Source organism: Paenibacillus sp. YYML68 (assembly GCF_027923405.1).
Classification (GTDB): domain Bacteria; phylum Bacillota; class Bacilli; order Paenibacillales; family NBRC-103111; genus Paenibacillus_G.
On the sequence record NZ_BQYI01000001.1, the window covers coordinates 4,718,164 to 4,742,773 of the forward strand.

21 protein-coding genes are annotated in these 24,610 nt (G+C 54.2%); 12 read left to right on the top strand and 9 right to left on the bottom strand.

The genetic code is table 11. The annotated features are described in order from the left end of the window. Positions 1-80 precede the first annotated feature (80 nt). The 7 genes from PAE68_RS21190 to PAE68_RS21220 all read left to right on the top strand — a co-directional run bounded on the left by PAE68_RS21190 (position 81) and on the right by PAE68_RS21220 (position 9,737). Complete coding sequence (locus PAE68_RS21190) at positions 81-788, top strand: hypothetical protein (RefSeq protein WP_281890272.1); 708 nt, start codon at positions 81-83, stop codon at positions 786-788. Positions 789-906: 118 nt separating this feature from the next. Continuing rightward, positions 907-2,823: a DEAD/DEAH box helicase gene (locus PAE68_RS21195; RefSeq protein ID WP_281890274.1), complete on the top strand. Its 1,917-nt coding sequence runs from the start codon at positions 907-909 to the stop codon at positions 2,821-2,823. 112 nt (positions 2,824-2,935) lie between these two features. Further along, the gene (locus tag PAE68_RS21200; protein WP_281890276.1) at positions 2,936-3,526 is read left to right on the top strand and encodes a guanylate kinase; all 591 of its coding nucleotides are present in this window, start codon (positions 2,936-2,938) and stop codon (positions 3,524-3,526) included. A 109-nt stretch (positions 3,527-3,635) separates the two neighbouring features. Beyond that, the gene (locus tag PAE68_RS21205) at positions 3,636-4,802 is read left to right on the top strand and encodes a virulence factor (protein WP_281890277.1); all 1,167 of its coding nucleotides are present in this window, start codon (positions 3,636-3,638) and stop codon (positions 4,800-4,802) included. A gap of 244 nt (positions 4,803-5,046) precedes the next feature. Continuing rightward, positions 5,047-7,197, top strand: coding sequence for a stalk domain-containing protein (locus PAE68_RS21210; protein ID WP_281890279.1), 2,151 nt, complete (start codon positions 5,047-5,049; stop codon positions 7,195-7,197). Between the two features lie 10 nt (positions 7,198-7,207). Then, positions 7,208-9,163 (top strand): S-layer homology domain-containing protein, encoded by a 1,956-nt coding sequence (locus tag PAE68_RS21215; protein ID WP_281890281.1) that lies wholly within the window; start codon positions 7,208-7,210, stop codon positions 9,161-9,163. 265 nt (positions 9,164-9,428) lie between these two features. After that, positions 9,429-9,737, top strand: coding sequence for a helix-turn-helix domain-containing protein (locus tag PAE68_RS21220; protein WP_281890283.1), 309 nt, complete (start codon positions 9,429-9,431; stop codon positions 9,735-9,737). A 156-nt stretch (positions 9,738-9,893) separates the two neighbouring features. On the opposite strand, the gene PAE68_RS21225 is transcribed toward PAE68_RS21220, so the two are convergent. The 4 genes from PAE68_RS21225 to PAE68_RS21240 form a co-directional block, all read right to left on the bottom strand. Then, on the bottom strand, positions 9,894-12,146 hold the full coding sequence (locus PAE68_RS21225; protein ID WP_397379200.1) for an ABC transporter ATP-binding protein: 2,253 nt from the start codon (positions 12,144-12,146) through the stop codon (positions 9,894-9,896). Between the two features lie 79 nt (positions 12,147-12,225). Beyond that, complete coding sequence (locus PAE68_RS21230) at positions 12,226-13,977, bottom strand: ABC transporter ATP-binding protein (RefSeq protein WP_281890285.1); 1,752 nt, start codon at positions 13,975-13,977, stop codon at positions 12,226-12,228. A gap of 176 nt (positions 13,978-14,153) precedes the next feature. Next, the gene (locus PAE68_RS21235) at positions 14,154-14,939 is read right to left on the bottom strand and encodes a hypothetical protein (RefSeq protein ID WP_281890286.1); all 786 of its coding nucleotides are present in this window, start codon (positions 14,937-14,939) and stop codon (positions 14,154-14,156) included. Between the two features lie 24 nt (positions 14,940-14,963). Continuing rightward, a complete protein-coding gene (locus PAE68_RS21240) occupies positions 14,964-15,728 on the bottom strand; it encodes a DUF554 domain-containing protein (protein ID WP_281890287.1) in 765 nt (254 codons plus the stop codon). Between the two features lie 239 nt (positions 15,729-15,967). Here PAE68_RS21240 and PAE68_RS21245 point away from each other — a divergent pair, with 239 nt between their 5' ends. Beyond that, on the top strand, positions 15,968-16,240 hold the full coding sequence (locus PAE68_RS21245; protein ID WP_281890288.1) for a hypothetical protein: 273 nt from the start codon (positions 15,968-15,970) through the stop codon (positions 16,238-16,240). Positions 16,241-16,334: 94 nt separating this feature from the next. On the opposite strand, the gene pyk is transcribed toward PAE68_RS21245, so the two are convergent. Further along, a complete protein-coding gene (pyk, locus tag PAE68_RS21250; protein WP_281890289.1) occupies positions 16,335-17,753 on the bottom strand; it encodes a pyruvate kinase in 1,419 nt (472 codons plus the stop codon). 131 nt (positions 17,754-17,884) lie between these two features. On the opposite strand from pyk, the gene PAE68_RS21255 reads away from it, so the two are divergent. After that, on the top strand, positions 17,885-18,667 hold the full coding sequence (locus PAE68_RS21255; RefSeq protein WP_281890290.1) for a helix-turn-helix domain-containing protein: 783 nt from the start codon (positions 17,885-17,887) through the stop codon (positions 18,665-18,667). Positions 18,668-18,876: 209 nt separating this feature from the next. Beyond that, positions 18,877-19,491, top strand: a complete 615-nt coding sequence (locus PAE68_RS21260; protein WP_281890291.1) for a pyridoxamine 5'-phosphate oxidase family protein — start codon at positions 18,877-18,879, stop codon at positions 19,489-19,491. Positions 19,492-19,563: 72 nt separating this feature from the next. Here the strand turns inward: PAE68_RS21260 and PAE68_RS21265 are convergent, their stop codons facing one another. From PAE68_RS21265 to PAE68_RS22870, 3 genes are all read right to left on the bottom strand, one after another. Continuing rightward, on the bottom strand, positions 19,564-19,848 hold the full coding sequence (locus tag PAE68_RS21265; RefSeq protein ID WP_281891177.1) for a putative collagen-binding domain-containing protein: 285 nt from the start codon (positions 19,846-19,848) through the stop codon (positions 19,564-19,566). Between the two features lie 115 nt (positions 19,849-19,963). Further along, entirely contained in the window at positions 19,964-20,266 is a 303-nt protein-coding gene (locus tag PAE68_RS22865) for a helix-turn-helix transcriptional regulator (protein WP_397379538.1), read from the bottom strand. Position 20,267: 1 nt separating this feature from the next. Then, complete coding sequence (locus PAE68_RS22870; protein WP_397379541.1) at positions 20,268-20,516, bottom strand: type II toxin-antitoxin system RelE/ParE family toxin; 249 nt, start codon at positions 20,514-20,516, stop codon at positions 20,268-20,270. 271 nt (positions 20,517-20,787) lie between these two features. Between PAE68_RS22870 and PAE68_RS21275 the strand changes: the two genes are divergently transcribed. Beyond that, positions 20,788-21,930, top strand: a complete 1,143-nt coding sequence (locus PAE68_RS21275) for a Fic family protein (protein ID WP_281890293.1) — start codon at positions 20,788-20,790, stop codon at positions 21,928-21,930. 365 nt (positions 21,931-22,295) lie between these two features. Continuing rightward, positions 22,296-23,603 carry an AAA family ATPase gene (locus tag PAE68_RS21280; protein ID WP_281890295.1) on the top strand — a complete coding sequence of 436 codons (1,308 nt, stop codon included), beginning with the start codon at positions 22,296-22,298 and terminating at the stop codon, positions 23,601-23,603. 134 nt (positions 23,604-23,737) lie between these two features. Here PAE68_RS21280 and PAE68_RS21285 read toward each other — a convergent pair whose 3' ends face one another. Next, positions 23,738-24,610 (bottom strand): DNA adenine methylase, encoded by an 873-nt coding sequence (locus PAE68_RS21285; protein WP_281890297.1) that lies wholly within the window; start codon positions 24,608-24,610, stop codon positions 23,738-23,740.

Here is a 24,610-nt window from a genome sequence, read left to right on the forward strand (position 1 = left end):
GAGGAATTACTGCAGCCTCAATCGCTGAGGGCTTATCGTCTGCATCGCTGTCATTCCTATACAGAAGGAGGCTATGCCAATTGCGGGCTATTCGATCGGCATCCGTTATCGCTCTTGCGCTGTCGTGTACGGTCATGGCCGGCTGCTACAGCTGGTACGACTACAACAGCGCCAACAATTACGGCAGCAAGCGCGACTATCCGAGACAGGACACCTCACGCGCCTACCAGACGGAGCAGCAATATTCCTCCGTATCGCATCAGGTTCAGTCGCTTGAATTCAACCAATTTCTCTCCGATCAGGTTGCGGCTATGTACGGTGTGAACAGCGCACTCATCTTCATGGGGGACAACACTGCCTACGTAGCCATTACGCTCGACAACACCGCGTCAGGCACAAGAGGGGGCGAGGTCAAGGGCACAGAGACGAACTTCTACGGCCTTGTGAAGGGGCTATACAATCCCCACTCCCAGCATACGGATCAAGCTGATCCGGACAAGCTGATTACAGGCCACATCGCTGAGACGGAGACGCATCACGAGCACTTATCTCATTTATTCAAGCAAAAAATCGCAGAAAAAATTCGTTCCCTGCAGCCGAGCGTGACCGATGTATACATCTCTGCCAACCGCTTCATCGTCGACGAGTTCAATCGAATTGCGCAGGAGAGTTGGCAAGGACGGCCACTTGAGCCGTACCGTCCTTACTTCATCAGCCTCATGGAACGAACGTTCGGCACAGCGCCTACGATACCGAATCAGGCCGAGGTGAACGGCCGAGAGTATTAGCATTAGATCTGCTGCACAGAGCCGCTTAAGGCTTGTGCAGTTTCTTTTTGCCGACAGTTGCTGTACAATGCAATATTAATACAAGAGATACTATACCTATATTTAGGAGACTATATTAATGAAGAAAAACGAATTCGCAGCACTCGGCATCAGTGACAATGTAAGCGAGCAGCTGCGCCTATACGGCTATGCAGAGCCGACACCGATTCAGAAGGAAGCGATCCCCGCGATATTGTCAGGCGCTGATTGCATTGCGCAGGCACAGACCGGTACAGGCAAGACGCTGGCCTTCGTCCTACCGATCATTGAGACAATCCGTCCCGAGCGCGAGCACGTTCAAGCGCTCATCGTCACGCCTACCCGTGAGCTGGCTATTCAAATTACAGAGGAGGTTCAGCGCTGGGCGCCTCTGAAGGGCTTGCGCGTGCTATCCGCGTACGGCGGTCAAGATGTGGAACGGCAAATTCGGAAGCTGGAAGGTAATATACATATTATTGTAGCTACACCAGGACGCCTGCTCGATCACATACGTCGTGAAACGGTTCAGCTACATAAGCTGTCTATTCTTGTGCTGGATGAGGCCGACCAGATGCTCCATATGGGCTTCTTGAACGAGGTTATCGATATTATTGCGATGACTCCTTCCCGCAGACAAACGCTGCTCTTCTCGGCAACGATGCCGCCGAAGATCCGGGACCTGGCAAAGGCTTACATGCGGCCTCCAGTTGAAATTGAAATCAAGGCGAAGCGAATTACGCTGGATGAGATCGAGCAGGTCGTCGTGCAGACGACAGACCGCGGCAAGCTCGATGCGCTGTGCACGCTGATCGATAACGAGCAGCCTTATCTGGCGATGATCTTCTGCCGCACGAAGCTGCGCGCCTCGAAGCTGCGCGAGGAGCTTGCCGAGCGGGGCTACTCGTGTGACGAGCTGCACGGCGACTTGACCCAGGCGAAGCGCGAGCAGGTGATGAAGCGATTCCGCGATGCGAAAATTCAGCTGCTCGTCGCGACCGACGTCGCGGCTCGCGGTCTCGACGTCGAGGGTATTACGCATGTCATTAACTACGACATTCCGCATGACGTTGAGAGCTACATTCACCGCATCGGCCGGACAGGACGCGCTGGACAGACGGGCAAGGCGGTAACCTTCGCTGCGCCGCGTGACGCGAACTATCTCGAGTTGATCGAGAGAGGAATCAAGTCGACGCTGGCGAAGCGTCCTGGGAAGCCGGGAGCGGCGTTGCAGGCGGAGCGTGGTGAGAGTCGCGAGCGTACGGGCCGAGGCGAGAGCCGGGAGCGTGCGGGACGCGATGGTCGTGAGCGGGACGAGCGCTCAGGCGGAGCGCGGAATGAGCGCGGACGCGGCGCGCGTGGAGCCGCTGGCGGGCGCGGACGCAGTGACCGCGGCGCAGCTCCGCAGCGCGGGCGCGATGACCGCGGCGCAGGCGCTGGCCGCGATAGCCGCGGCGGCGCAGCTCCGCAGCGCGGGCGCGATGACCGCGGCCCAGGCGCTGGCCGCGACTCCCGCGGCGGCGCAGCTCCGCAGCGCGGGCGCGATGACCGCGGCCCGGGCGCTGGCCGCGATAGCCGCGGCGGCGCAGCTCCGCAGCGCGGACGCGATGACCGCAGCGCTGGCGCGGGACGCGACAACCGCGGCGGCGCAGCTCCGCAGCGCGGGCGCGATGACCGCGGCCCAGGCGCTGGCCGCGACTCCCGCGGCGGCGCAGCTCCGCAGCGCGGGCGCGATGACCGCGGCCCAGGCGCTGGCCGCGACTCCCGCGGCGGCGCAGCTCCGCAGCGCGGGCGCGATGACCGCGGCCCGAGCGCTGGCCGCGATAGCCGCGGCGGCGCAGCTCCGCAGCGCGGGCGCGATGACCGCGGCCCGAGCGCTGGACGCGACTCCCGCGGCGGCGCAGCTCCGCAGCGCGGGCGCGATGACCGCGGCCCGAGCGCTGGACGCGACTCCCGCGGCGGACGCGGCAATGCAGGTGCGCGGGACACGCGCAGCACCACCCCTCGGCGCGGGCGATAAGCTCGCCTGACGCCGTGCGGCGCAAGGCGCCTTTACCAAAATTACAAACTCATGTAAAATAGAGATAGGCAATCGGCAAGGAACTGCACTTCCCAAACGAAGGAGGGTTTCTATGTACGAACTCAAGGATACAGAAATTATATTCGTCTTCACAGGCCCGAACGGTGCTGGTCGTAGAACGGTAGCTCAGATGTCAGGCAGCACTCTCGGGATTAAGCAGATCGTCTCGTATACGACACGCCCACCACGTGCCATCGAGGTTGAAGGACAAGATTATTACTTCATAACGGCCGAAGCATTCGCTGATGCGGAGTCAAAGGACGAGTTCATCGAGGTGATGGAGATTGACGGCTACCACTACGGCATTAAGGAATCCGATGTTACGACACAGCTTCAGAAGTTCGGCGCAGTCTGTCTCATCCTGAACCGTTACGGTGCCGATGCGCTCAAGAGCGTGTACGGCGACCGCGTCGTGCGCATCTGTATTTATGCCGATCGGGATACCGTGATGAAGCGCGAGCAGCAGCGCGGCGACAGCCCGGAGCAGATCGAACGCTACATGTCCCATTATGATGAAGAGATGGAATACAAGGACTCCTGTGAGCACGCTTTCGAGAATATTGATCTGGCCCACACCGTGTTCGACTTGACGAAGACACTTGACGAGAACTACTTGCACCGTAACCTGCTCGATTTGGACTAATCGAATGTGCAAGTGAACCATAGATCGCACCGAAGAACCGATGGCGCAGGCCGTCGGTTTCTTCTTTGCATAAGAGCTAGGCGTACCTAAGGAGGAGGATTGTACCCGTATGATATTAATTCATATCGAACCGACGCCGAGCCCCAACTCGATGAAAATAACGGTGTCTGAGAAGCTACCAGACTCAATCCGATATACACTCACCAAGGAACAGGAACATACCGCGCCAGAGCCGTACCGCAGCCTGCTCGCGATCGAGGGCGTCCGAAGCCTGTATCGTGCCGGCGACTTCATCGCGCTCGATCGGACAGCGAAGGCGGATTGGCAGACGATCTTGACGACTGTACGAGTCGTACTTGGAGATCGTTCCGCTGCTGCTGCCGGATCGGAGCCAAGCTCGACCGCACCCGCTAGTCCTACCTCCGAAGCGTTCGGCGAGGTCATCGTGAAGCTGCAGCACTTCCGCGGTATTCCGTTACAGATCCGCGTGTCCGCAGGTGGTGAGGAGAAGCGTGCAGCGCTGCCGGAACGCTTCTCGGAGGCGGCCGTGAAGGCAGCCAGCGCCTCCCCGAACTTGATCAAGGAGCGGTCGCTGGACGATTGGGATACGCGCTACGGCGAGCTTAGCGATGTGCTCGAGGAGATCGTGCAGGAGCTAGATGCGGCCTACGACGACGCAAGACTGTCCGAGCTCGTCGTTCGCGCACAGCAAGGGCCGGTGACGGAAGGCGCCCAGGCGATCGCGGAGGCGGCAAGACGCACCTTCACTTACGAGGAGACCGAGCAGAAGCTCCAGTCCGAGGACTGGAAGGAGCGCTATGCGGCGCTCCAGCAGATTCAGCCCTCGGAGGAGACGCTGCCGCTGCTCGTGCAGGCACTTCAGGATGAACAGACGGCCATTCGCCGCCTCGCAACGGTCTATATCGGCGATCTGAAATCTCCCTCCGTCCTTCCGTACTTGTACGATGCGCTACAGGACCGATCTGCCGTCGTTCGGCGTACAGCTGGCGACACGTTATCGGACATCGGCGACCCGCTCGCTCAGGACGCGATGATCCGTGCGCTCGGCGACTCCAATAAGCTCGTCCGCTGGCGGGCTGCGCGTTTTCTATATGAGGCCGGGGACGAGCGCGCCATTCCAGCGCTTCAAGCGGCCGCGAACGACCCTGAATTCGAGGTCAGCATGCAGGCCCGCATGGCGCTTGCGCGCATCGAGGGCGGCCAGGCAGCGGAAGGCTCCGTATGGCAGCAGATGACGCGCCGCAACGACAGCTAGCATGAGTGCGACATAAGCTTCGCCACATAGCCACGAACGAACACAAGCAGGTCTCGCTGTACTTACATGCGGGACCTGCTTTTTTCCTATACTTGCCACGCTCTCTCCTTACTCCGCTATACTCTATTTCTTAGGCAGCTGGTATAATAGAACCAGTTCGACTCTATGCACCACTGCGTTCTGATCAATTCGACATACACAGCATGTTCGATCGCCACACAAGGAGACGAGGAGAGAGGATCTATTGCGACGACATAATTGGAAAATAGGCTCATTAACCGCCCTGCTGCTGTCTGCTTCCTATACCTTACCTGCCTACATCAATAGTCCGGTGCCTGCTATAGCCGCCGTTACCGGCACGCCGAAGCTGGTCGTGGACGGAAGCGTTGTACATACGGAGTCTCCATTGTTCTACGGCGGAGCAGACGGACGCACCGTCTATGCCCCTGCACGACTTGCACTGGAGCTGCTCGGCTATGAGGTGACCTGGAATACGGAGGAGAAAGCGCTGTACGTGGCGCTCGAGGGCACGTCATACAGCCACCATCCGGGCACATCGGTCTGGGTCAGCGAGGGACGTATGCTGCACATGGATTCGGCTTCGATTCTGAAGGATGGCTCCCTGTGGGTACCCGTACAGCCGCTGTTCGAGCTGCTCGGTCATCCAGCTTCATGGAGCACGATGACCTCAACGGTCTATATTAAGAACAGCTTGAGCGCCGATATACGGCGAACAGTCAGCTATGGGTACACCCGGCTAAGCTATGATGGCGAGACGAAGGACGGCTTGCGGCAAGGCTTCGGCAAGCTGTACGTGGACGGCGAGCTGTGGTATGAGGGACATTTTACAGGTAATCGCATGAATGGCTTCGGCAAGCTGTACGACAAGGGACGGCTCGTGTACGAGGGGGCGTTCGAGAACGACCTTCCGCACGGAGGCGGAAGCTACTACTATGCAGACGGGTCTGCTTACAAGGGCAGCATGACGAGAGGACGCCTGACCGGCACAGCCAAGCTGTATAACGCGAATGGCGAACATGTGTACGATGGCAATTGGTTCAACGGCGTGCGCGAAGGACAAGGCGTGCTATGGCTCGAGGATGGGTCCAGCTACAACGGCGAGTTTCACCGCAATGAACGTCAAGGCAGGGGGGCCCTGTTCAGCAAGGATAACGTGCTCGTCTATGACGGTGACTGGAAGGGTGGCAAGCGCTCCGGCTCCGGTAAGGAGTTCGACAAGAGCGGCAAGCTGATCTACCAAGGTCAGTGGGAGTCGGACCAGCGTCATGGAACCGGCTATACGTACAGCTTCAGCAAAATGGATTGGTACCAGACGAACGACCAAGGCAGCATTGTGTCCAAGACGTCAGAGGATACGACGATGATGCGCGAGGTGACGTACCATCGTAATGTGCTCCTCCTCGAAGGCAGCGAGCTCGCGTACATCGGCGACGATTACGAGGACGGCACGCCTCACGGCAAGGGTACGCTGCTGAAGGTCAAGTCCTCTGCTAAGAACAAGAGCTTGGAACAGTACTATACGTATTATGAGGGCGAGTTTGAGGAAGGGCGCATGACGGGGTCGGGTACTTTTTATAACGAGGATAAGAAGAAGCTGTATGAGGGGGACGTGCAGGACGGCAAGCGGAACGGACGCGGCAAGCTGTACGAGAACGGACTGCTCATCTATGATGGCGAATGGTCGCACGATCAGGAGAGCGGCATCGGACGTAAATATGCGTATGGCAAGTCGCACACCGGCGCCGAATTCGAGGGCAGCTCCACCCTGCTCATGTATGAGGGCAAGTATGCGGGCGGCAAGCTAGTCGACCCTACGGCCGTCTACAAATATTACGGAGCGTTCGTGAATGGCGAGCCGAATGGACTCGGCTCTGTCATGCTGATGCACGATTATAAGAGCGATACGGGGCCGAAGACGCTGGACCTCGAGCAAGGCACCGGCTATCTGGTGTATGAGGGCGAATTCAAGAGCGGTCTTCGCGAAGGCGCGGGCAAGCTGTATGCGAACAATATTCTCATCTATGAGGGCAGCTTCAAGAACGGTATTCGTGCTGGCAAGGGCATTGCCTACATCGATGGCTGGCTGTACGAAGGGGAGTTCGTGGACGATCAGCTCGAGGGCCTCGTGAAGGCGACCGACGCCTTCCGCACCGTACGCTTCGAGGGGCTGTACAAGAAGGGCAAGAAGAATGGCTACGGCAAGCTGTATTCGGAGAACGGTCTGCTCGTCTATGAGGGAGAGTACAAGAACGGCCTCCGACACGGCTTCGGCAAGCTGTACAGCGCTGACGGCAAGACGGTGTATTACCAGGGCGAATTCCGTGATGACAAGACGCTTAGCGAATATTTGAACAGCTTGAAGAACAGCCAATAAGGAGGCTCGAATGAGGACATTCCGACACGCAGTACCTGTATGGCTCATGCTTGTCCTGCTGCTTGCAGCGGGCCTCAGCGATATGGCGGGCAGCTCCCGAGCGGAGGCGGCAGTCGACGGAGGCGCAGCATACACGGTGAGCTCGGCCACCTACAGCACGCGACTGTCACAGCTGAACGTGTATCCGGCTGCAGGGGCGATCAGCTTCCACCCGGACACACTCGTCTATTCGACAACGGTCCCCCATGCCACATCGACGATCCGACTGCTGCCTCTGCTCGAGGATGAGACGGCGGTGCTGGAGATTAATGCCCGTATCATGAAGACCGGGGAAAATTACGACGGCTCGCTCAGCGTCGGCCCGAATGTATTCACGCTGACTGTGACAGCGGCGAACAAGCAGTACCGCACCTATACCGTAACCGTACATCGGGAGCAAGGCTCGACGGAGAGTCATCTCCGCTCGCTGACGTTCAGCACGGGCAGATTGTACCCGTCGTTCAGCTCGGACGAGACGAGCTACACGCTCTACGTTGAGCACCCGATTAAGACGGTCTATATGTCTGCGCTACTGGTCGATTCGAAGGCGACCCTGACGTACAACGGGTCAAAATTTCCCGAGGGCGTGTCTGTCTATAACGCGAAGCCTCTCGAGCCGGACAAGCCTGTGCTGTTCGACATCGTCGTTACGGCCGAGCACGGCAATACGAGGACGTACTCCGTTGTAATGAAGCGAGCGGCCTTGACGACGATCCCGACTCCGCGTGGGAGCGGCGGCTTCTATGAGATGATGCCGGTGACACGCGGGGTCACCGAGGTGACGAAGGAACGGTTCGGCCGTTCGGAGCTTACGATCGAGGTACCGCTTGACCCATACCGCGACGAGCTGGAGGACAAGAAGAAGACGGGTGTGATTCAGCTCGATGCCGTCAGTCACACGCCGCAGAGCCGGTATGACGTCAAGCTGCTGCCAGCGCTGTGGAAGAAGACGGCTGATACGGGCAAAACGCTGCAGCTTCAGACGCACGAGTTCGATCTGACGTTATCGCCTAGACCATTGCCTGCTGGAGCGGACGACACCGGCGTATTGCTCTCCATCGAAGCCGTAGCTGCCGAGCAGATGGCCGAGTGGGCGAGCATACCTCCCTCTGTGGACGATGCGGCAGCCGCCTACAGGCTGTCTCTCGATTCGTTCGGCGAGCATGACGCCACATGGAGCAAGCCGCTCGCCTTCTCCTTCAAGCTGTCGCATAAGCAGATAAGTCAAGCTGGACGTCTTGCAGCTTATCGGTACGACGAAGGCGGGCGCAGCTGGACGTTCGTCGGCGGCCAGCTTACGACGGGCAACCGGTTCGAGGTCGAGCTGACCTCGCCGGGGTTAATCGCCATCGTCGAGGACGAGCGTTCGTTCAGCGATACGGCTGGACATTGGGCGGAGGGAATTATCGCCGAGCTGACGACAAGACGCATCGCCAGCGGCGTCGGTGAAGGCCGCTTCGCGCCGGACACGCCTGTGACGCGAGCAGAGTTCGCGTCGATGCTGGCTCGTGCGCTGGAGCTCACGAGCAGCGGTCCGGTGCCGTTCACTGACGTGCCTGCGGATGCGTGGTACCGCGACGATCTGGGCAAAGCTGTCGCGGCGAAGCTGATCGAGGGCGTGAGCGAGTCGAGCTTCCAGCCGGGCGAGACGATCAAGCGCGAGCAGATGGCCGCCATGCTGATGCGGGCGCACAGCCTGCGAACAGGCATTCGGCAGGATGATATTTTGTTGCCTGCGAAGCTTACGTTCGCGGATGAGTCATCGGCTTCCGCATGGGCGGTGCGCAGCATCCGGCTTGTCGAAGCTGTAGGTATCATGAACGGTGCAGCAGGCGGAGCGTTCCTGCCCCAGCATACCGCGACGCGCGCGGAGGCTGTCGCTGTCGTGTACCGACTGATGAACCTGCACGTTCCAGCGAAGTCGTAAGTCGAGGAAGGCCGCTCATCTGGTGATGAGCGGCCTTCTGCTTGTTCACGAGACGAATCATCATGGATCACGATTGTTTCTTGCTGGCTAAAATCTGAACTTCCACTTCCATCTCTTCCCTTTTTTTATATCGCATATGATATATTTATATCACTGAAGATATAAATTCGACTCCTTGAAAACTGAATAAGCAAATAGAGAAAGGTTGTTCGCTATGGAAGCGGTATTCTACGAAACAGCCAAAGGAAAAAAGGAGGTGATAGGTATGGACAACAAAAGGGTGCCAAGGAAATGGGGTGACCTCCCGATCACTTCCCTTACAGCTGTTGAAAAAGAAGCCATATCGAACATGGCAAGATTGGTTAATGAAATCACGAATAGGCGAAAACAACTCGGATTGACGCAACAGCAGGTTTCTGAGCGTGCTGGAATCACCCAAGCGCAGGTTGCGCGACTTGAGAATTCACATTCGGTTCCTTCCATGGAAACGGTGATGAAGGTTGCAATCGCACTAGGTTTGAAGATCGGTTTCGAGGAAGCCGCCGCGGCGCAAACTAATTTGAGTTACGTTTAATGTTAAGTGGTTGCTCTTCCATAGCAAATTCAGAGGGCCATATAGGCCCTCTTTTTTTTCGTTTCCATCCTCTTTCTTGGCGTCCATTTGCCTGTTTGATACGCCGAAGTTCGCAGTCTCTCTCTTAAGCGGATACGTCACCTTACTTAGCCCCTATCAAGCAGGCGCAAGCGGCGGAGTACCGGCTCGCTCGAGCGAACCTTCATCTGCCGCAACAGCCTCATCTCCGCCGCCGACTCCTGTGCTGCCGCCGGACTGCAGCTGATACATCCGGTAATACTTGCCCTGAAGCTTCATCAGCTCCTCGTGATTGCCTCGCTCCGCAATACGTCCCTGATGAAGCACAAGTATGTGATCCGCCTCGCGGATCGTAGACAGCCGGTGAGCGATGACGAACGTCGTTCTACCTGCGCTGACGACGCGCAGCGCCTGTTGGATCAAGCTCTCCGTCTCGCTGTCGATGCTGGCCGTCGCCTCATCTAGGATGAGAATCGCAGGATTAAACGCCAGCGCCCTCGCGAACGAGATGAGCTGCCGCTGCCCTGCGGACAGCGTGCTGCCCCGTTCAATAACAGGCTCGTCATAGCCGCCAGGCAGCCGCTCGATGAACGAGGCGGCACCCACATCGGTAAGTGCCTTACGCACTTGATCCTGCGTAATGCTAGTATTGTACAGGCTGACGTTGAACTTAATGTCACCCGCGAACAGGAACGGGTCCTGTAGCACGATGCCCATATGCTTGCGCAGCGCCTGCTTCGACATCTCACGGATGTCCTGTCCGTCTATCGTAATCGTTCCGTCCGTCGGCTCATAGAAGCCGAGCAGCAGGTTCATGATCGAGCTCTTGCCCGAGCCGGTATGCCCGACAAGCGCAATCGTCTCACCCTGCTTCGCCTCGAACGATATGCTCTGAAGCACAGGCTCCCCCGCCTTGTAGCCGAACGATACGTCGCGGAAGACGATATGCCCTTGCGGTCGATCTACCTGCTGCTCCTCCGCAACGTCGACACCGGGCTCATCCAGCAGGTGAAACACTTTCTCAGCCGATACAACCGCCCGCTGTGCATTCAGCAGCTGATCGAATATGCCGATAATCGGCTGGAAGAACCGTCCGAGATAGTCAATATACGCATAGAACACACCGAACGAGATGGCCGTCTGCAGCGACTGACCCCCGAAGTGCCAGATCGTGACGGCAGTGAACAAGGCTCCGATCAGTCCGGTAAAATTACGGGACGACAGCGAGAACACGCGCATGTTCTTAATATTGCTCGTGTACCGATCCTCGTTCAGCACCTCGAACTCGCGCATCCGACGCTTCTCCTGCCGGAACGCCTGCAGGACGGGCATGACAGCGATCGATTCGCTGATCATCGCATTCATATCGCTGAGTCGCGCCCGCATGACGGATACATATTTCCTCGTATATTTCAGATGGACATACATGACGACCGTGAACAACGGAATGAATACGAGCGTAATAAGCGCAAGCTGCACATCGAGAATGAACAGCGCGACATAGATGCCGAGCAGCTGCACCGCGCTGACGACGAACGTCGCCATGAAGCTCATGAACAGGTCGCGCACCGCCTCTGTATCGTTCGAGATACGCGACACGACCTGTCCGATCGGCGTATTGTCGAAGTAGCGGATCGGAATACGCTGGATGTGCTGCATCAGCTCATTGCGCATCTGCTGAATGATGCGTACCGCCGTCGCCTGAAGCATATACGACTGCGTGTAATGCAGCACACCGCCTACGACCAAGAGGCCGACGAACAGTCCAATCAAGCCCAGCACAGGCTTCATATCGTGCGCATAGAACATCGCGGTCTCCGTCCCTGTCAGCCTGCGGGCAGGAATCTCGCTCTCACCGCTTCCCGGAGCGTTCGTTCTAATAACAACGTCTGCGCCAGACTGCTCGACCGCACCTACACGATCCTCACTGCCTGTAACGCCTGCACTGCCCGCACCTGCAGATACCGTCCAAGACGGCTGCTGCTCCGGAATGTCACCCGTAGTCAGATACAGACCCCGATCCAGCTGAATGATACGGGCCGGCTCCCCTTGCTCGAACGGGTCGCGCTCGAGCACCTTCCCCTTCGTGTAAGCCTCCATCCAATCATCTCGTACAAAACGCATCCCGTTAAAGGCAATAACCGGCACGTCCGCTGGCAGCACCTCAGAAGCGCTGAAGGACTTCCACGGCTTCGAGATGGCGCCAATGTGCCGATCGATCAACGTCTTCATTATGTAGGGTCCTGCGAGGTCGGCCGCAACGGCCAGAGCCAATACGAGAATTGCGGCCACAATCCGCAGCTTGAAGGCTAGCGCATAATGCAGAAGTCTGCGCAATACCGGCACCCTCTGCGACTCGTTCAGTTCTTGTGAAGCGTCACCTTGAGACAATCTTCTTCCCCCTTAAATAACAGGCTCCGAGGTTACTCGGGTTCTGATCTGGCAAGCCTCGAATGAGTCGAAGCACCGTCTACGCAGATGCATCCATTAGATGCGCCTCCAACTGCTGGCGCTCGAACTGCTCCCGATACCAGCCACCCAGCAGCATCAGCTGCTCGTGCGTGCCTTCCTCCACTATGCGGCCGTTGTCCAGAACGACGATCCAGTCGGCATGTGCGATGCCGGACAATCGGTGCGTCGCGATCAGCGTCGTCTTGCCCGCCCGCTCTCTGCGCAGATGGCCGATAATCGCACTCTCCGTGCGCGCATCGACCGCTGACAGCGAATCGTCGAGCAGCAGGACGTCCGGATTCGTCAGCAGCGCTCTCGCGATGCTGACGCGCTGCTTCTGCCCGCCTGACAGCATGACACCGTTCTCCCCAACGATTGTGGCTAAGCCGCTCGGAAGCTGCTGCACGTCCGCCTCGAAGGCCGCCATCTCAATGACACGGCGAATGCTCGCCTCGGAGGCGTCCGGTACGCCGAGCGCGATATTGTCGCGGATCGACTTGGACAGCAGCAGATGCTCCTGAGGCACATAGCCGATCCACCCTCGCACCGCCTCCACCGAGATCGACTCGATCGGAGTACCGGAGATCAACAGCTCGCCGCTCGTAATCGGATAAAAGCGAAGCAGCTGCTTCAGCAGCGTCGACTTCCCGCTGCCGGTCCGCCCGACGATGCCGATCGTCTGTCCCTGCACGATGTGCAGCGTTACTCCGCTCAAGCTATCCGTCTCCGAGCCCGGATAACGGAAGGTCAGCTGGCGCAGCTCGATCGACTCGGGCTTCACTACAGCTACAGGCTGCTCCGGCTCAGACACATCAGCCTGCTGCTCGAAGCTGCGGCTCAGACGGTCTACCGAGGCCGTGCCGCGCTGCAGCACGTTGATGAATTCGCCGAAGGCGATCATCGGCCAGATCAGCATGCCGAGGTATATATTGAACGTAATAAGCTGCCCCAGCGTCAGCTCGTTGTACATCACCTGATACGCGCCGAAGCCGTTGCCAATCGCGAAGCTGAGTCCGACGACCAGCGAGATCGCTGGATGGAACATCGCGTTGATGACGGCGACCTGGCGATTTTTCTCCATCACATCGGCAGTTACCTTCTCGAAGGAAGCAAGGTCATGCGACTCCTGCACATAGGAACGGATCACTCGCATGCCCGAGATCGACTCGAGCGCCTGATCGTTCATCTTGCCGAAGGCCGTCTGCGCGGCGACGAAGCGCTTGCGCATCCGCTTGCCGAGCATGCTGATCGCAAGCGTCACGAACGGCAGTGGGATGAGCGCAAGCACCATCAGCTTCCAGCTAATGAGCGTAATCATCGTCACAATGACGACGACGGTGCCGACGATCGTGTTAACGAGCGTCATGACGCCGTAACCGGCCGTCTGTCCGATCGCCACGATGTCGTTCGTCGCGAGCGCCATCAGCTCGCCTGTGCTGTTGCGATTGAAGAACGACGGCGTCATCCGCATCAGATGCCCGAGCAGCCTGCTTCTCAGCATTCGCTCCAGCAAGGACGAGTTGCCGAACAGCGTCGTAATCCAGATGTACGTCAAGCCATACAGCAGCAGCGCCAGTCCGACGAGCTTCCAGACGCTCTCCCGCAGCTGCGCCTCGGTCAACGCGCCCGTTCGAATCTGATCAATGACCGACCCGATCATCTGAGGCGGTACAATATTGAGCAAGCTTACAGTCGTCATCAACACGATCGCAATGGAGTACATCAGCCACCGCTGCCGGAAATACCAGGACAGCTGTCGAATAAAGCCCATCTTCTACACTTCGCCTCCCACACGATTCACAGCTGTATCGCCAGCCTGAATAGGTACATTTGTTCGCACCCTTCTACAATACCATATTGTGGAACGATTGCCATAGGAAAATTTGATTATAATGGACTTTCTTAAAAAAAGTTTAGAAATGGAAGGTCACCCTGCTCTCCCAGCACTTATATCGCCTGCCCCTCCAAGCCAAGCCTGCAGTCAGGTCGGAGCTCACACCGATCACACTTCGGATCACTGCCGCAAATATGGGCATAATCGACCGCACAATACAGCCACATGAGGTTATCCAAATACGTAAGGCTCACCCCGGCTTCCATCGCTAGAGCGCGCATCACATCGACAGCTTCAGCCTCCGTGGGATGGCCGCTGTGTAGCCTTAATCGCTCCTGACTGATGATGCGCCTAATATGTACATCCGGCTTGATCGCTTGAATGCCGACATTGCGTAAGTACTCGAGTGCGAGCGTGTAGCCGATCTGCTTCAGCTTGTACGTTCGCCCCCTGCCTAATTCCGATGCAATACGTTCCGGTACGTCACTTGTTACATAATGCTCCAAGCTGCCATAAGCAGCCTCGATCTGCTCCAGTATGCGAATATTGTCATCCAGACTCGCCATCTGCTTATCAATCGCGCGGTTCCCGCACTTCAGCTCCTTCACCTTACGGGCCAGCATCGACTTGTCCGCTCGCTTAATCCGCTCGAGGTCGAAGCCATAGAATACGTCCGTCAGCCTGTCCATATTGTCGATAATCGGACCCCAAGGCCTCTGGTTGCTCAGCATGGACAGTATAAGACCGCGGATATGCTCATCTCTAGTGAAGGCTTCCCCGCGATCTCTGCGCTCCGTTCTTACGACTTGCCCCAGCTGCGCGATCGCTGCATCCAGATCGTAGTCGATACGACGCAGCGTCGCCTTCATTCGTTGTACAAGCTCCTTGGCATGAATCATGCTTCGTTGGTGCACCTCCTGTGCCTACGTATGGAGCCCCACCGCGGCGGCCGCCGCGACGAGCAGAGCTGGCAGCAGGTTCGCCACCTGTATGCGGCGCAGCTCCAAGATGTTGATGCCGATGCCGATAATGAGCACTCCGCCGACCGCCGTCACCTGCTGGATGATCGCCTCAAGCAGCGCGTCGTCGAGCATAGCGGCGATACCGGAAGCACCGAGCGCAATCGCCCCTTGGTAGATCAACACAGGTACCGCCGAGAACAGCACGCCGATGCCCATCGTCGTCGCGAATACGACGGACAACAGTCCGTCCATAACGCTTTTCGTATACAAAATGACATGATCCCCGCGCAGCCCGCCGTCCATCGATCCGATAATCGCCATCGCACCGATGCAGTAGATTAGCGTTGCGTTCACGAATGCGGCGGCGATTCTCCCTTGTGAATCGGTGGCTGGCCCCTGAGTCGATTGCCCGACCCGTCTGAGCCGACTGACTCTGATACGTGCAGACATCGCGTTCACGAGCCGCTCCAGCCCTTGTCCGGCCTGCTCCAGTCGACGCTCGATGCCGATCGCCTCACCGAGCAACCCTCCGATAACAAGGCTCAAGACGATGAGCAGGAAGTTGTCCGACTTCAGCGCCATCGACACACCGAGCGCTAACAGCGCGAGGCCGATGCCCTGCATGAGCGTCCGCTTCATGCTCTCGCTCATTCGCCCGATCGCGACGCCGAGCAGACTGCCCGCGACGATCGCGGCTGCATTCACAATAGTTCCCCATAATGCCATGACTGATCGTTCCGCCCTTCAGTAGCTCACTGTAGCTTCATTCGATTCATCATACATCGCCATGCTGCAGGCGTACAACAATATGTTCTTTGCTCCTTGTGCCGCAGCTCGTTCTGCGCGTTCCGCGTCGCTTATTGGTACAGAGGCTACGATGACGCGGCATAGTTCGCCGCCTATCGGGCATACTAACGACCGTATCCTGCTGAGCAACTCAGCTTACAAGGGAGGCAACCGCACTTATGGCAACTGATAAAAGCATGGAGCCCGTAACAGGCGAAGAGGTAGAAACAGACGGCATCTACGCGAACGAGTGGGGCCGCGAGGAGACGCTGAAGCGCGGCGACGAATTCCCGTCCGACCCGGTGCTCGGTCATACCGAGTGGAAGCTGAAGAGCCTTGCGCTCGACAGCCAGGAGGACGACCTGTATCAAGACACGAAGCCGAACACGAAGAAGCGGATGCATCGCGACTTCGGCACGCAGTCGCCGAAGCGCAATGCGCCGCCGAACTAAGGCGAAGGAAGTCTTGGCAAGCAGAGCATATAGCAACAAGCGCCCTCCTGAGTGGAGAGCGCTTGTGTTATTTTCGACCGATCGAACAATACCGTTATTCCGCCTGCACGATCTTGATCAGGTTCGTCGAGCCCGCCTTGCCGACAGGAACTCCTGCCGACACGATGACGAGATCGCCGCTATCGACTAAGCCTGCCTTCTTGCCGCTTACGAGCGCACTGGCAAGCATCTCATCCATCGTGCTCACCGTTTCCGCCTGAACAGGCGTTACACCCCAGACGAGGCATAGACGGCGAACCATCTGCTCATCCGGTGCTGCCGCGATAATCGGAGCCTTCGGACGATACTTCGACACCATCCGCGCGGTGAAGCCGCTCATCGTCGGCGTCACAATCGCCTTCGCCGCAAGCTCCAGCGAAGCACTCACCACCGAACGGCTGATGACCTCCGTGATATTCGTCTTGTGCAGCTGCGCACGGCTTGTGAACCGCTCGACGAAGTCGATCGACGCCTCCGTCCGCGCGGCAATCGCCGCCATCGTCTGTACGGACTCCAGCGGATATTTGCCCGCTGCCGTCTCGCCCGACAGCATGATCGCATCCGAGCCGTCGAGTACGGCGTTCGCGACGTCACTGGATTCCGCCCGTGTCGGACGAGGATTCATCTGCATCGAGTCGAGCATGTGCGTGGCCGTAATGACCGGCTTGCCGGCGAGATTACATTTCTGAATCATCATCTTCTGCAGCAATGGCACTTCCTCAACCGGCACCTCGACACCGAGATCGCCGCGTGCGACCATCAGGCCATCGGACGCCTCAAGAATCGCGTCAAGCTCATCGACGCCTTCCTGGTTCTCGATCTTCGATATAATCTGCACATGTCCGGCCCCGAGCTCCTCCAGCAGGCTGCGAATCTCCAGCACATCCGCCGCCTTGCGCACGAACGACGCCGCCACAATGTCTACGCCTTCCTCCACTCCGAAGCGAATGTGCTCCACATCGCGAGCGGTCACGCCTGGCAGCGACGTGTGCGTGCCCGGCAGGTTCACACCCTTGCGCGGCTTGATCAGTCCGCCGTTCATAATGCGCGTATGGATCTCGGTCCCTTCGACCGACTCTACCTTCAGCTCAATGAGACCGTCGTCGAGCAGAATGCGCGAGCCCGGCTTCACATCGTTCGTCAGCTCCGGATAGTTCACCGCGATCCGCTTGCCGTCGCCCTCGATCTGCTCGGTCGTCAGTGTCAGCACTTCTCCCGTCTCGAGCATGTACGAGCTGTCCTTCAGCTTGCCGATCCGCACCTCAGGCCCCTTAATATCGAGCAGTATCGCCACAGGCATTCCCGTCTCCCGCTCCGCCTGACGCACCTTCTCGATACGCGCGCGCTGCTCGTCCAGATCGCCGTGCGCCATGTTCAATCTCGCCACGTTCATCCCGGCCTTGATCATGTCCTTCAACAGCGGCACCTGATCACAGGCAGGTCCCATCGTACATACAATTTTCGTTCTTGGCATTATGGTAGTCCCCTTTTCGATTCATGGTCACGTTCATCGATTCGGGTTCATTGTACAATTAAAGCTTCCAGCTGACTATGAACTATAGTACACTAGATGAAATATAGTATGACAATAGGAGGTACGGGTACATGCTTGATGTTCTCACGGTGAGTCATCATTCCGGTACGATGCCTTGGTTCGAGGAGCACGAGCAGGGGAGCCGCTCCTACACGTTCATCCTGGTCGGCTACGGCAGGTGCGTCTATTGGATCGAGGAGAGCAAGACGGTGCTGGACAAGGGCGATGTGCTGCTCATCCCGCCGCGCACCCGCTTCTACGGCAAGAGCATCCCTTCCCTCTCGCATGAGAAATATGTCATCACCTTCAACGTCTCGATCGACGTGCCGCTCCCTCTGCTGCATCAGAGCGAGACGCTGCACATGAACCCCGGCATCGCCGACCTGCTGCTCTCTCGCCTGCAGACAATGCACGAGGAATGGGGCGAGCGGCTGCCTTATCGCGAGGTGATGGCCGCGGCGCTACTGCTCGAAGCGCTCACCCGGCTGACGCGGGAATGGGAGCAAGGCCCCCATTCCTCAGCGAAGCATCGCCAGGCCGAGCAGCTGAAGGCGTATATCAAGAACCATTACCGCGAGAAGGTGACGAAGGACGAGCTCGGCGCCGTCATCGACAGAAGCCCGAACTACACAGCCTCCCTGTTCAAGGAGGTCACAGGGCAGACGATCAGCGACTATGTGCACGCGACTAGAGTGAAGACGGCGATCTACATGCTGCGTCATTCCGCGCTCACGGTGAGCGACATCGCCGATTATCTCGGCTACAGCGACCCGTCGTATTTTCACCGGACGTTCCGCAAGCTAACAGGCGCCTCGCCATCGGTGTACATGAAGGAGCGTGTAGAGGTGCAGTAGGAAGCAGCAGAAGGGCGGCTCAGGGACTACTCGAAAGCTGATCAGGGGATTTGCTACACGGAAGCGCCACAGTATTGTCAATACGAGTTGTCGATTCACGTCGAAGAATGTGCTAACCTATTCGTATAGGCGTCTGTGTTAAGCTCTAGCGATGCGGTCTGCCTTGTATACCAACCTGTACATCATCACCAGAAAGGAGCGTGCTCCGCATGCTAGGGTCCCAGGGAGAACGAGAGCTTCAAAGGCTTTACAATACGGAGAATCGCGCGCTCTCCTTCTATAACAATCAGATGCTCACATCGTTGAACCCGATGATGCAGCAATTTATAGCCGAGCAGGAGATGGTATTCGTCTCCACCTCGGATCAGGCAGGCAACTGCGACTCCACCTTCCGTGCCGGCGAGCGCGGCTTCGTCCGCGTCATGAACGAGGAGACGCTCATCTATCCCGAATACCGCGGCAACGGCGTCTTCGCCAGCCTCGGCAACATGCACGAGAACCCGCATATCGGACTGCTGTTCATCGACTTCTTCAAGCATCATATCGGGCTTCATGTGAATGGCAAGGCGTTCGTGATGACGCACGACGAGCTCGCGAGCCAGCCCTTCATCGAGGACAGTCTCGCCGAGAAGCTGCAGGCCGAGGAGAATGGCCGAGCTGAGCGCTGGGTCGTCGTCCAGATCGAGGAGGCGTACATTCATTGCTCCAAGCACATTCCGCACTTCGACAAGCGGGAGAAGGAGATCGACTGGGGTACGGATGACGAGGTCAAGAAGGGCGGCGACTTCTTCAAGGTGAGGGAGCGGCAGCGTGTTGGAAGGTAGACTAGTTAGAGGTTGTGAGGGAGAAGGAGCACCGGCTGCGGGATGCAGAGGGGTGCTCCTTCTTGAGCTTCCTTAATTCCCAAACGGCGTCGGAACATCGGATTGTTGATCCACCCCTTGAATGACAAGGACCCAATCCTGACCTCGCCCAGAGGTCGGAGGCGTATAGGTCTGGAACGTCTGCCCATCCCACGCACGAGGAGACAGTCGGAATTCGTAGCTGACACCATAGCGGGGATCATACCACGATTGACGGACATAGGCGGCTTTTACAACACTTTGGTCTATAGTAAACGGCTCTCCTGTTGGGGTATACACGATGAGCTTCGAGTCGTCCACCGCACGCATGGCTCGTATCTTGGACGCTGACGGTTCCTAATGCGTACGGCTCGCCACCATTGATCGACAACGTCCCATCCTCGCAAATGAAACATCAGCAATCTTAATGTCACCTAGGCTGACGCCCCGCATTTCAACCACCTACACTTACCGCCGCTGCCTCTTCCTGACCATGTATGCTTAGTTTCATTCCTAAAGCAAGGGCCAGTCGAAATACAGTATCTAAGCGAGGGATCGACCCACCATTTTCTATACGTGCAATAGATTCTTGATGAAGACCTACTTTGTCCGCTAGCTCCTTTTGAGTCCATCCTAGTTCAATTCGCCTTTGATGAATGGCATTTACCAACTGAGCGACCGCTTCAAGCTCATTCATTCGCATCGGATCTATGGACTTAAGTTCCTTCTTTTTCTCGCTCCAGCTTTTCATATCCATATCACTCCTTTGCCATTCTGGATAGCCAGTTATCCATACGCCGTTCAGCAATTGCAATCTCCCGCGGCGGTGTTTTCTGCGTCGTTTTAGAAAAATGGTGCAACAATACGAAATGATTTCCGTTCCAACCAAAGAAAAAAATTCGATTATTGCCTGGTCGTAGTTCCCATATGTCGCCAGAGATTCGTTTGGTGAACTTTTCACCTGCTCTCGTTCCTTTATCTTCAAGCCGATTTAAGTAATATATAATTTGCTCTAGTTGATGCTGGAATCGTTCTTAGAAACAGCTTCGTTCATAAATTCTAAAATCCCTCCTTCAAGCGTCTATTCCCGCGCTACTTCATATGCAGGAGTATAAACAGATAACGAACTTACAATTATGATGGCAACTTTCCAAAAGATAAACGAGGGCTAGTTTATTAGCATGAAAAAATGTACATATTAGGTGTAATTGAGTATAATAAAAATAAGATTAATCCATTGATTTCATTGGATTTTTATGTGTAAAAGGTGGTGTAAACATGACTTATATATTTGCATATGAACACTTCGATAATTCGGAAGATCGATTATTCTTTCATCCGAATATAAATCCCTTTGATTATGAAATACAACAACTCATTCTAGAGGCAGAGAGAAATATAGGGGCATTAGCAAGACTCGGTTTGAAAAGCCATCCCTTAACGCCTATTATTTTACGTAACTCTCTGGTTAGAACAGCACATTTTACTACCAAAATTGAGCAGAATAAACTGGAGTTCAAAGAGGTCGTACAACTTTATCAGAATTACAAAAAAAATCCACTGACCATTAAACAAAAAGCACAAATCGAAGTTAAAAACGTCTTTGAAACTTATGAGTATATTTACAGCTTAAATCCAAACAAAGATTTTTCAGACATGGATGAACCTGTACTAAAAAAAATACAATATATTTTAATGAACGACTTGACCGGTTATCCAGAAGGGTATAGAAATATTCCGGTAGCTCTTCAAGATGGTGATGGGCATATCAGTTACCAGCCTCCAGCATTTAATGAAGTTCCACGCCTCATGCGGGCATATTTTTCTTGGCTTTACACTAGTGTAACCGGATACACAAACCCATATGACACAACAAGCTCCAATAACGATAAAAAAATCCACCCTCTCATTATTTCTGGAATTACTCATCATTTAATAGGTTACATCCATCCATTTCCCGATGGTAATGGAAGAACAGCTCGAGCATTTTCTACTTTGGTTGGTTTAATACACAACGACCTAGCCACAATAAAGGATGCATTTAGTGTAGAAGAATTCTTTGATAAAAGAATCGAAGATTATTATGATACGCTAATGGCTGCAACTCAAGGCAACCTAAAACCATTCATTGTTTTTTATCTAGAGTGCGTCAACGCATCACTTACCAAGGTTCTCAAAGAACTGCAACGTTACGATAGAATAAAACATATTCGTGAATTGCTTGGTAGAGGGCATGCAAAAACAATGTTTGAATTGATTAGCAGAATGGATGACGGAGAAGTATTTCATAGACAATTGTTTGACGATACTCTAGAAGCTTCTTCCTCAAGCATTGCCAAAAACATCACAAAACTTAAGGACTTAGGCGTTATCAAGTCAGGAAACGGTCGCGGAGAATATATCGTCTGTATAGTGGATTAACCCCTGCTGCAGAATCAAAGCTATAACAATATTAATGAGCACTGCTCCTCTAAAACATTTGGAGAACAGTGCTCTTAATGTATCTTGCAATAGTAAGCGACACCACTACTCGACTAACAAAATGAGTAGCAAACAGTATAATCGAAGCGTATTGAACCCCTGTCCAACTTTAAAACCTGTGGTTTTACATGGACAAGGGTTTAGAAAAGCGAGCCGTGGCTGAGTAAATCCACAATTCGCCGCCGCGTGATGCTGAGGATGTTTGGGGATGTGGCTTAGAAACGCTTCTGCTATAGCGAATGTTTTAGAAATAGTAAAATGTTATAATTAACGGGAGATTAATAAAAGAAAGGCGATGAGTTTAATTGTCCCATAAAGTCATAGATGTGTTCTCGACCTCCAGACTTTCAAGGTATTCATATGTAAGCCGTAAGTATAAGCACAATCAAACATTCGATGATTTCCTTGAAAACTACCTACATGAGAACGATAAAATAATTTCTATAACAGGACCCACCAAATGCGGAAAAACCACTCTTACTAAGAGTGTCATCGATCCATCTGCATTGGTTCGAATTCACGGGGCTGATATAACCTCGCCTGATAAATTATGGGAACTTGTTTTGGCTAAGTTAAAAACACCGATCGAATCGAAAGAAACGAAAGGACGAGATACAGAAAATGAAGTTGGTGGTGAGGTAAGCAGTTCCGGCCCCTTATCATGGCTTTGGGGTTTAGGAGCAAAAGGCACCTACAAATGGAAAGGAAAAAAAACACATACCCTTCAGTTGGATAAAAAACAGTCTGACCATCAAAATGCCATAAGAAATATGATCGAAAGGAAATCTGTTTTAGTTATAGACGACTTTCACTACATAACACCAGAGGTTCAAAAAGAGATTTGTAGACAATTGAAAGGAGATCTTGAGTCCGATCATCCTCCAATTGTTGTATGTTCTATACCTAGTAGGGAAGATGCAACAACAAGAGCCTTATCGGAGTTACAAGGTCGTGTTGCATCGATAAAATTTAGTAGGTGGAGTAACGATGATCTTTATGAGATTATTGAAAAAGGTTTTCACAGTCTAAATTATCATGTCTCGAATAAAACTGAAATTCAAGAATATTTGCTCCACGAAGCGCTTGGCTCCCCACATGTTGTTCAGGATTGTTGTAAATCTATCTGTAGCCAAAAGGAGATAACACAAGGACGGACAAAATTCTTTGCTAAGGAAAAAATCAACTTTTCACAAGCGGAGATGAAAAAAAGTCTTGAGGATGTAGCAAGTGAGCTTCATTATGAAAGATCTTATAAGATCATCGAAGACGGTTTACCAACAAAGGGCACAAAACGAGTGCTGCACGTTGTCGGTGATGGAGATGAGCAAGATGAAGCAGATGTTTATCAACTTTTATTAAAAGCCCTTGAGTTAGACCCCCCAAAGGATCGATTAACGCGAAATGAAATTGATAATAGAATATCGCAACTTGTGCGCGGTAAACCACCTGCCCGCTCGTCAATTGGTGCTGTTCTGAAAAATTTAAACCGTTTAGTTTTAGATTCTAATATAAGAAATATGGTACTTGATTGGGACGAAGGAACCGGTTCGGGTGAATTAATAATTATGGACCCTTTGTTTTTACTTTATTTAAGGCATGGAAACAAATCTTGAGGGACTAAGTAAAAATCACAAGCTCTTTGAACCCCTGTCCGGCGAATTATTGTGGATTTGCTCGGACAAGGGTTCATAAGTACGAGGCTTGGCTGAGCAAATCCACAATTCCTCTAAGCTTCTATACCATCTCTTTAAAGAGCTTCGGTATCCAGCTCCACTTTCCCTAAAACTGCGTTTGGAATGACAGTATTATTTGAATAAATCATTACTTCGGAACCCTTATATCGGTTAGCAGCACTGTAACTTAAAGAATATTCCTTCTGCCTAAAATCACCATACATATTTTTAATTTGAGACACGTTATCATAAGTGATAATCCATTTTTGCCTTATATTCTCAACTACAGCCTGATAAACATTATAATGATCTTCAGGTTTATAATGATTCTCATACAATTCTTGCCCCTTATTATAGTAAGGTGGGTCTAAATATACCAGAGTATTATGGGGCGATCTTGGTATGACATCTCTAATAAATGTTTCAGCATCTAAATTATAAAGTCTAATTCGATTTCTATAGAGAGCAATTCTTTCTATCCTTTTAATAAGCGCTTCCCTATTGAATCTAGCATCTATCTTCCACTCACCCGTTTGTTCTCTACCACCTATAATTCCCCCTTTTATAATGCCTGATCTGTTACATCTATTCATAATAAAGGTAGAAAAACCCAGTTCCAAGACAGAAAATTCGTGCGGATTATTCTGAATATACCTCTGCTCATCCCAATGCTCTACATCTACTTTGAACTCAGAAATCATCCTACACAGTTCGTCTGTTTCATTTAGAACTGAATTCCAAAATGCATTAATTGATCTATTCAAATCGTTAATAGTAATAGTAGAGACGTACTCATGCATCAGGAGGCAAAACGCTACTCCCGCACCACCTGCATACGGTTCAATGTAATGCCCATCTAAAAGTCCATTACTCTCGATTACAGCTTTCACATACTTTGATAACTTTGACTTCCCTCCAGGATACCTCAAGGGAGAATATTGATACAT

Coding starts and splice junctions, on each gene's coding strand:
- PAE68_RS22865 (WP_397379538.1), bottom strand. CDS start 20,266: ATGGATATGAAAAGCTGGAGCGAGAAAAAGAAGGAACTTAAGTCCATA.
- PAE68_RS21235 (WP_281890286.1), bottom strand. CDS start 14,939: ATGATTCATGCCAAGGAGCTTGTACAACGAATGAAGGCGACGCTGCGT.
- PAE68_RS21195 (WP_281890274.1), top strand. CDS start 907: ATGAAGAAAAACGAATTCGCAGCACTCGGCATCAGTGACAATGTAAGC.
- PAE68_RS21245 (WP_281890288.1), top strand. CDS start 15,968: ATGGCAACTGATAAAAGCATGGAGCCCGTAACAGGCGAAGAGGTAGAA.
- PAE68_RS21200 (WP_281890276.1), top strand. CDS start 2,936: ATGTACGAACTCAAGGATACAGAAATTATATTCGTCTTCACAGGCCCG.
- PAE68_RS21260 (WP_281890291.1), top strand. CDS start 18,877: ATGCTAGGGTCCCAGGGAGAACGAGAGCTTCAAAGGCTTTACAATACG.
- pyk (WP_281890289.1), bottom strand. CDS start 17,753: ATGCCAAGAACGAAAATTGTATGTACGATGGGACCTGCCTGTGATCAG.
- PAE68_RS21240 (WP_281890287.1), bottom strand. CDS start 15,728: ATGGCATTATGGGGAACTATTGTGAATGCAGCCGCGATCGTCGCGGGC.
- PAE68_RS21275 (WP_281890293.1), top strand. CDS start 20,788: ATGACTTATATATTTGCATATGAACACTTCGATAATTCGGAAGATCGA.
- PAE68_RS21230 (WP_281890285.1), bottom strand. CDS start 13,977: ATGGGCTTTATTCGACAGCTGTCCTGGTATTTCCGGCAGCGGTGGCTG.
- PAE68_RS21220 (WP_281890283.1), top strand. CDS start 9,429: ATGGACAACAAAAGGGTGCCAAGGAAATGGGGTGACCTCCCGATCACT.
- PAE68_RS21215 (WP_281890281.1), top strand. CDS start 7,208: ATGAGGACATTCCGACACGCAGTACCTGTATGGCTCATGCTTGTCCTG.
- PAE68_RS21285 (WP_281890297.1), bottom strand. CDS start 24,610: ATGTATCAATATTCTCCCTTGAGGTATCCTGGAGGGAAGTCAAAGTTA.
- PAE68_RS21205 (WP_281890277.1), top strand. CDS start 3,636: ATGATATTAATTCATATCGAACCGACGCCGAGCCCCAACTCGATGAAA.
- PAE68_RS21255 (WP_281890290.1), top strand. CDS start 17,885: ATGCTTGATGTTCTCACGGTGAGTCATCATTCCGGTACGATGCCTTGG.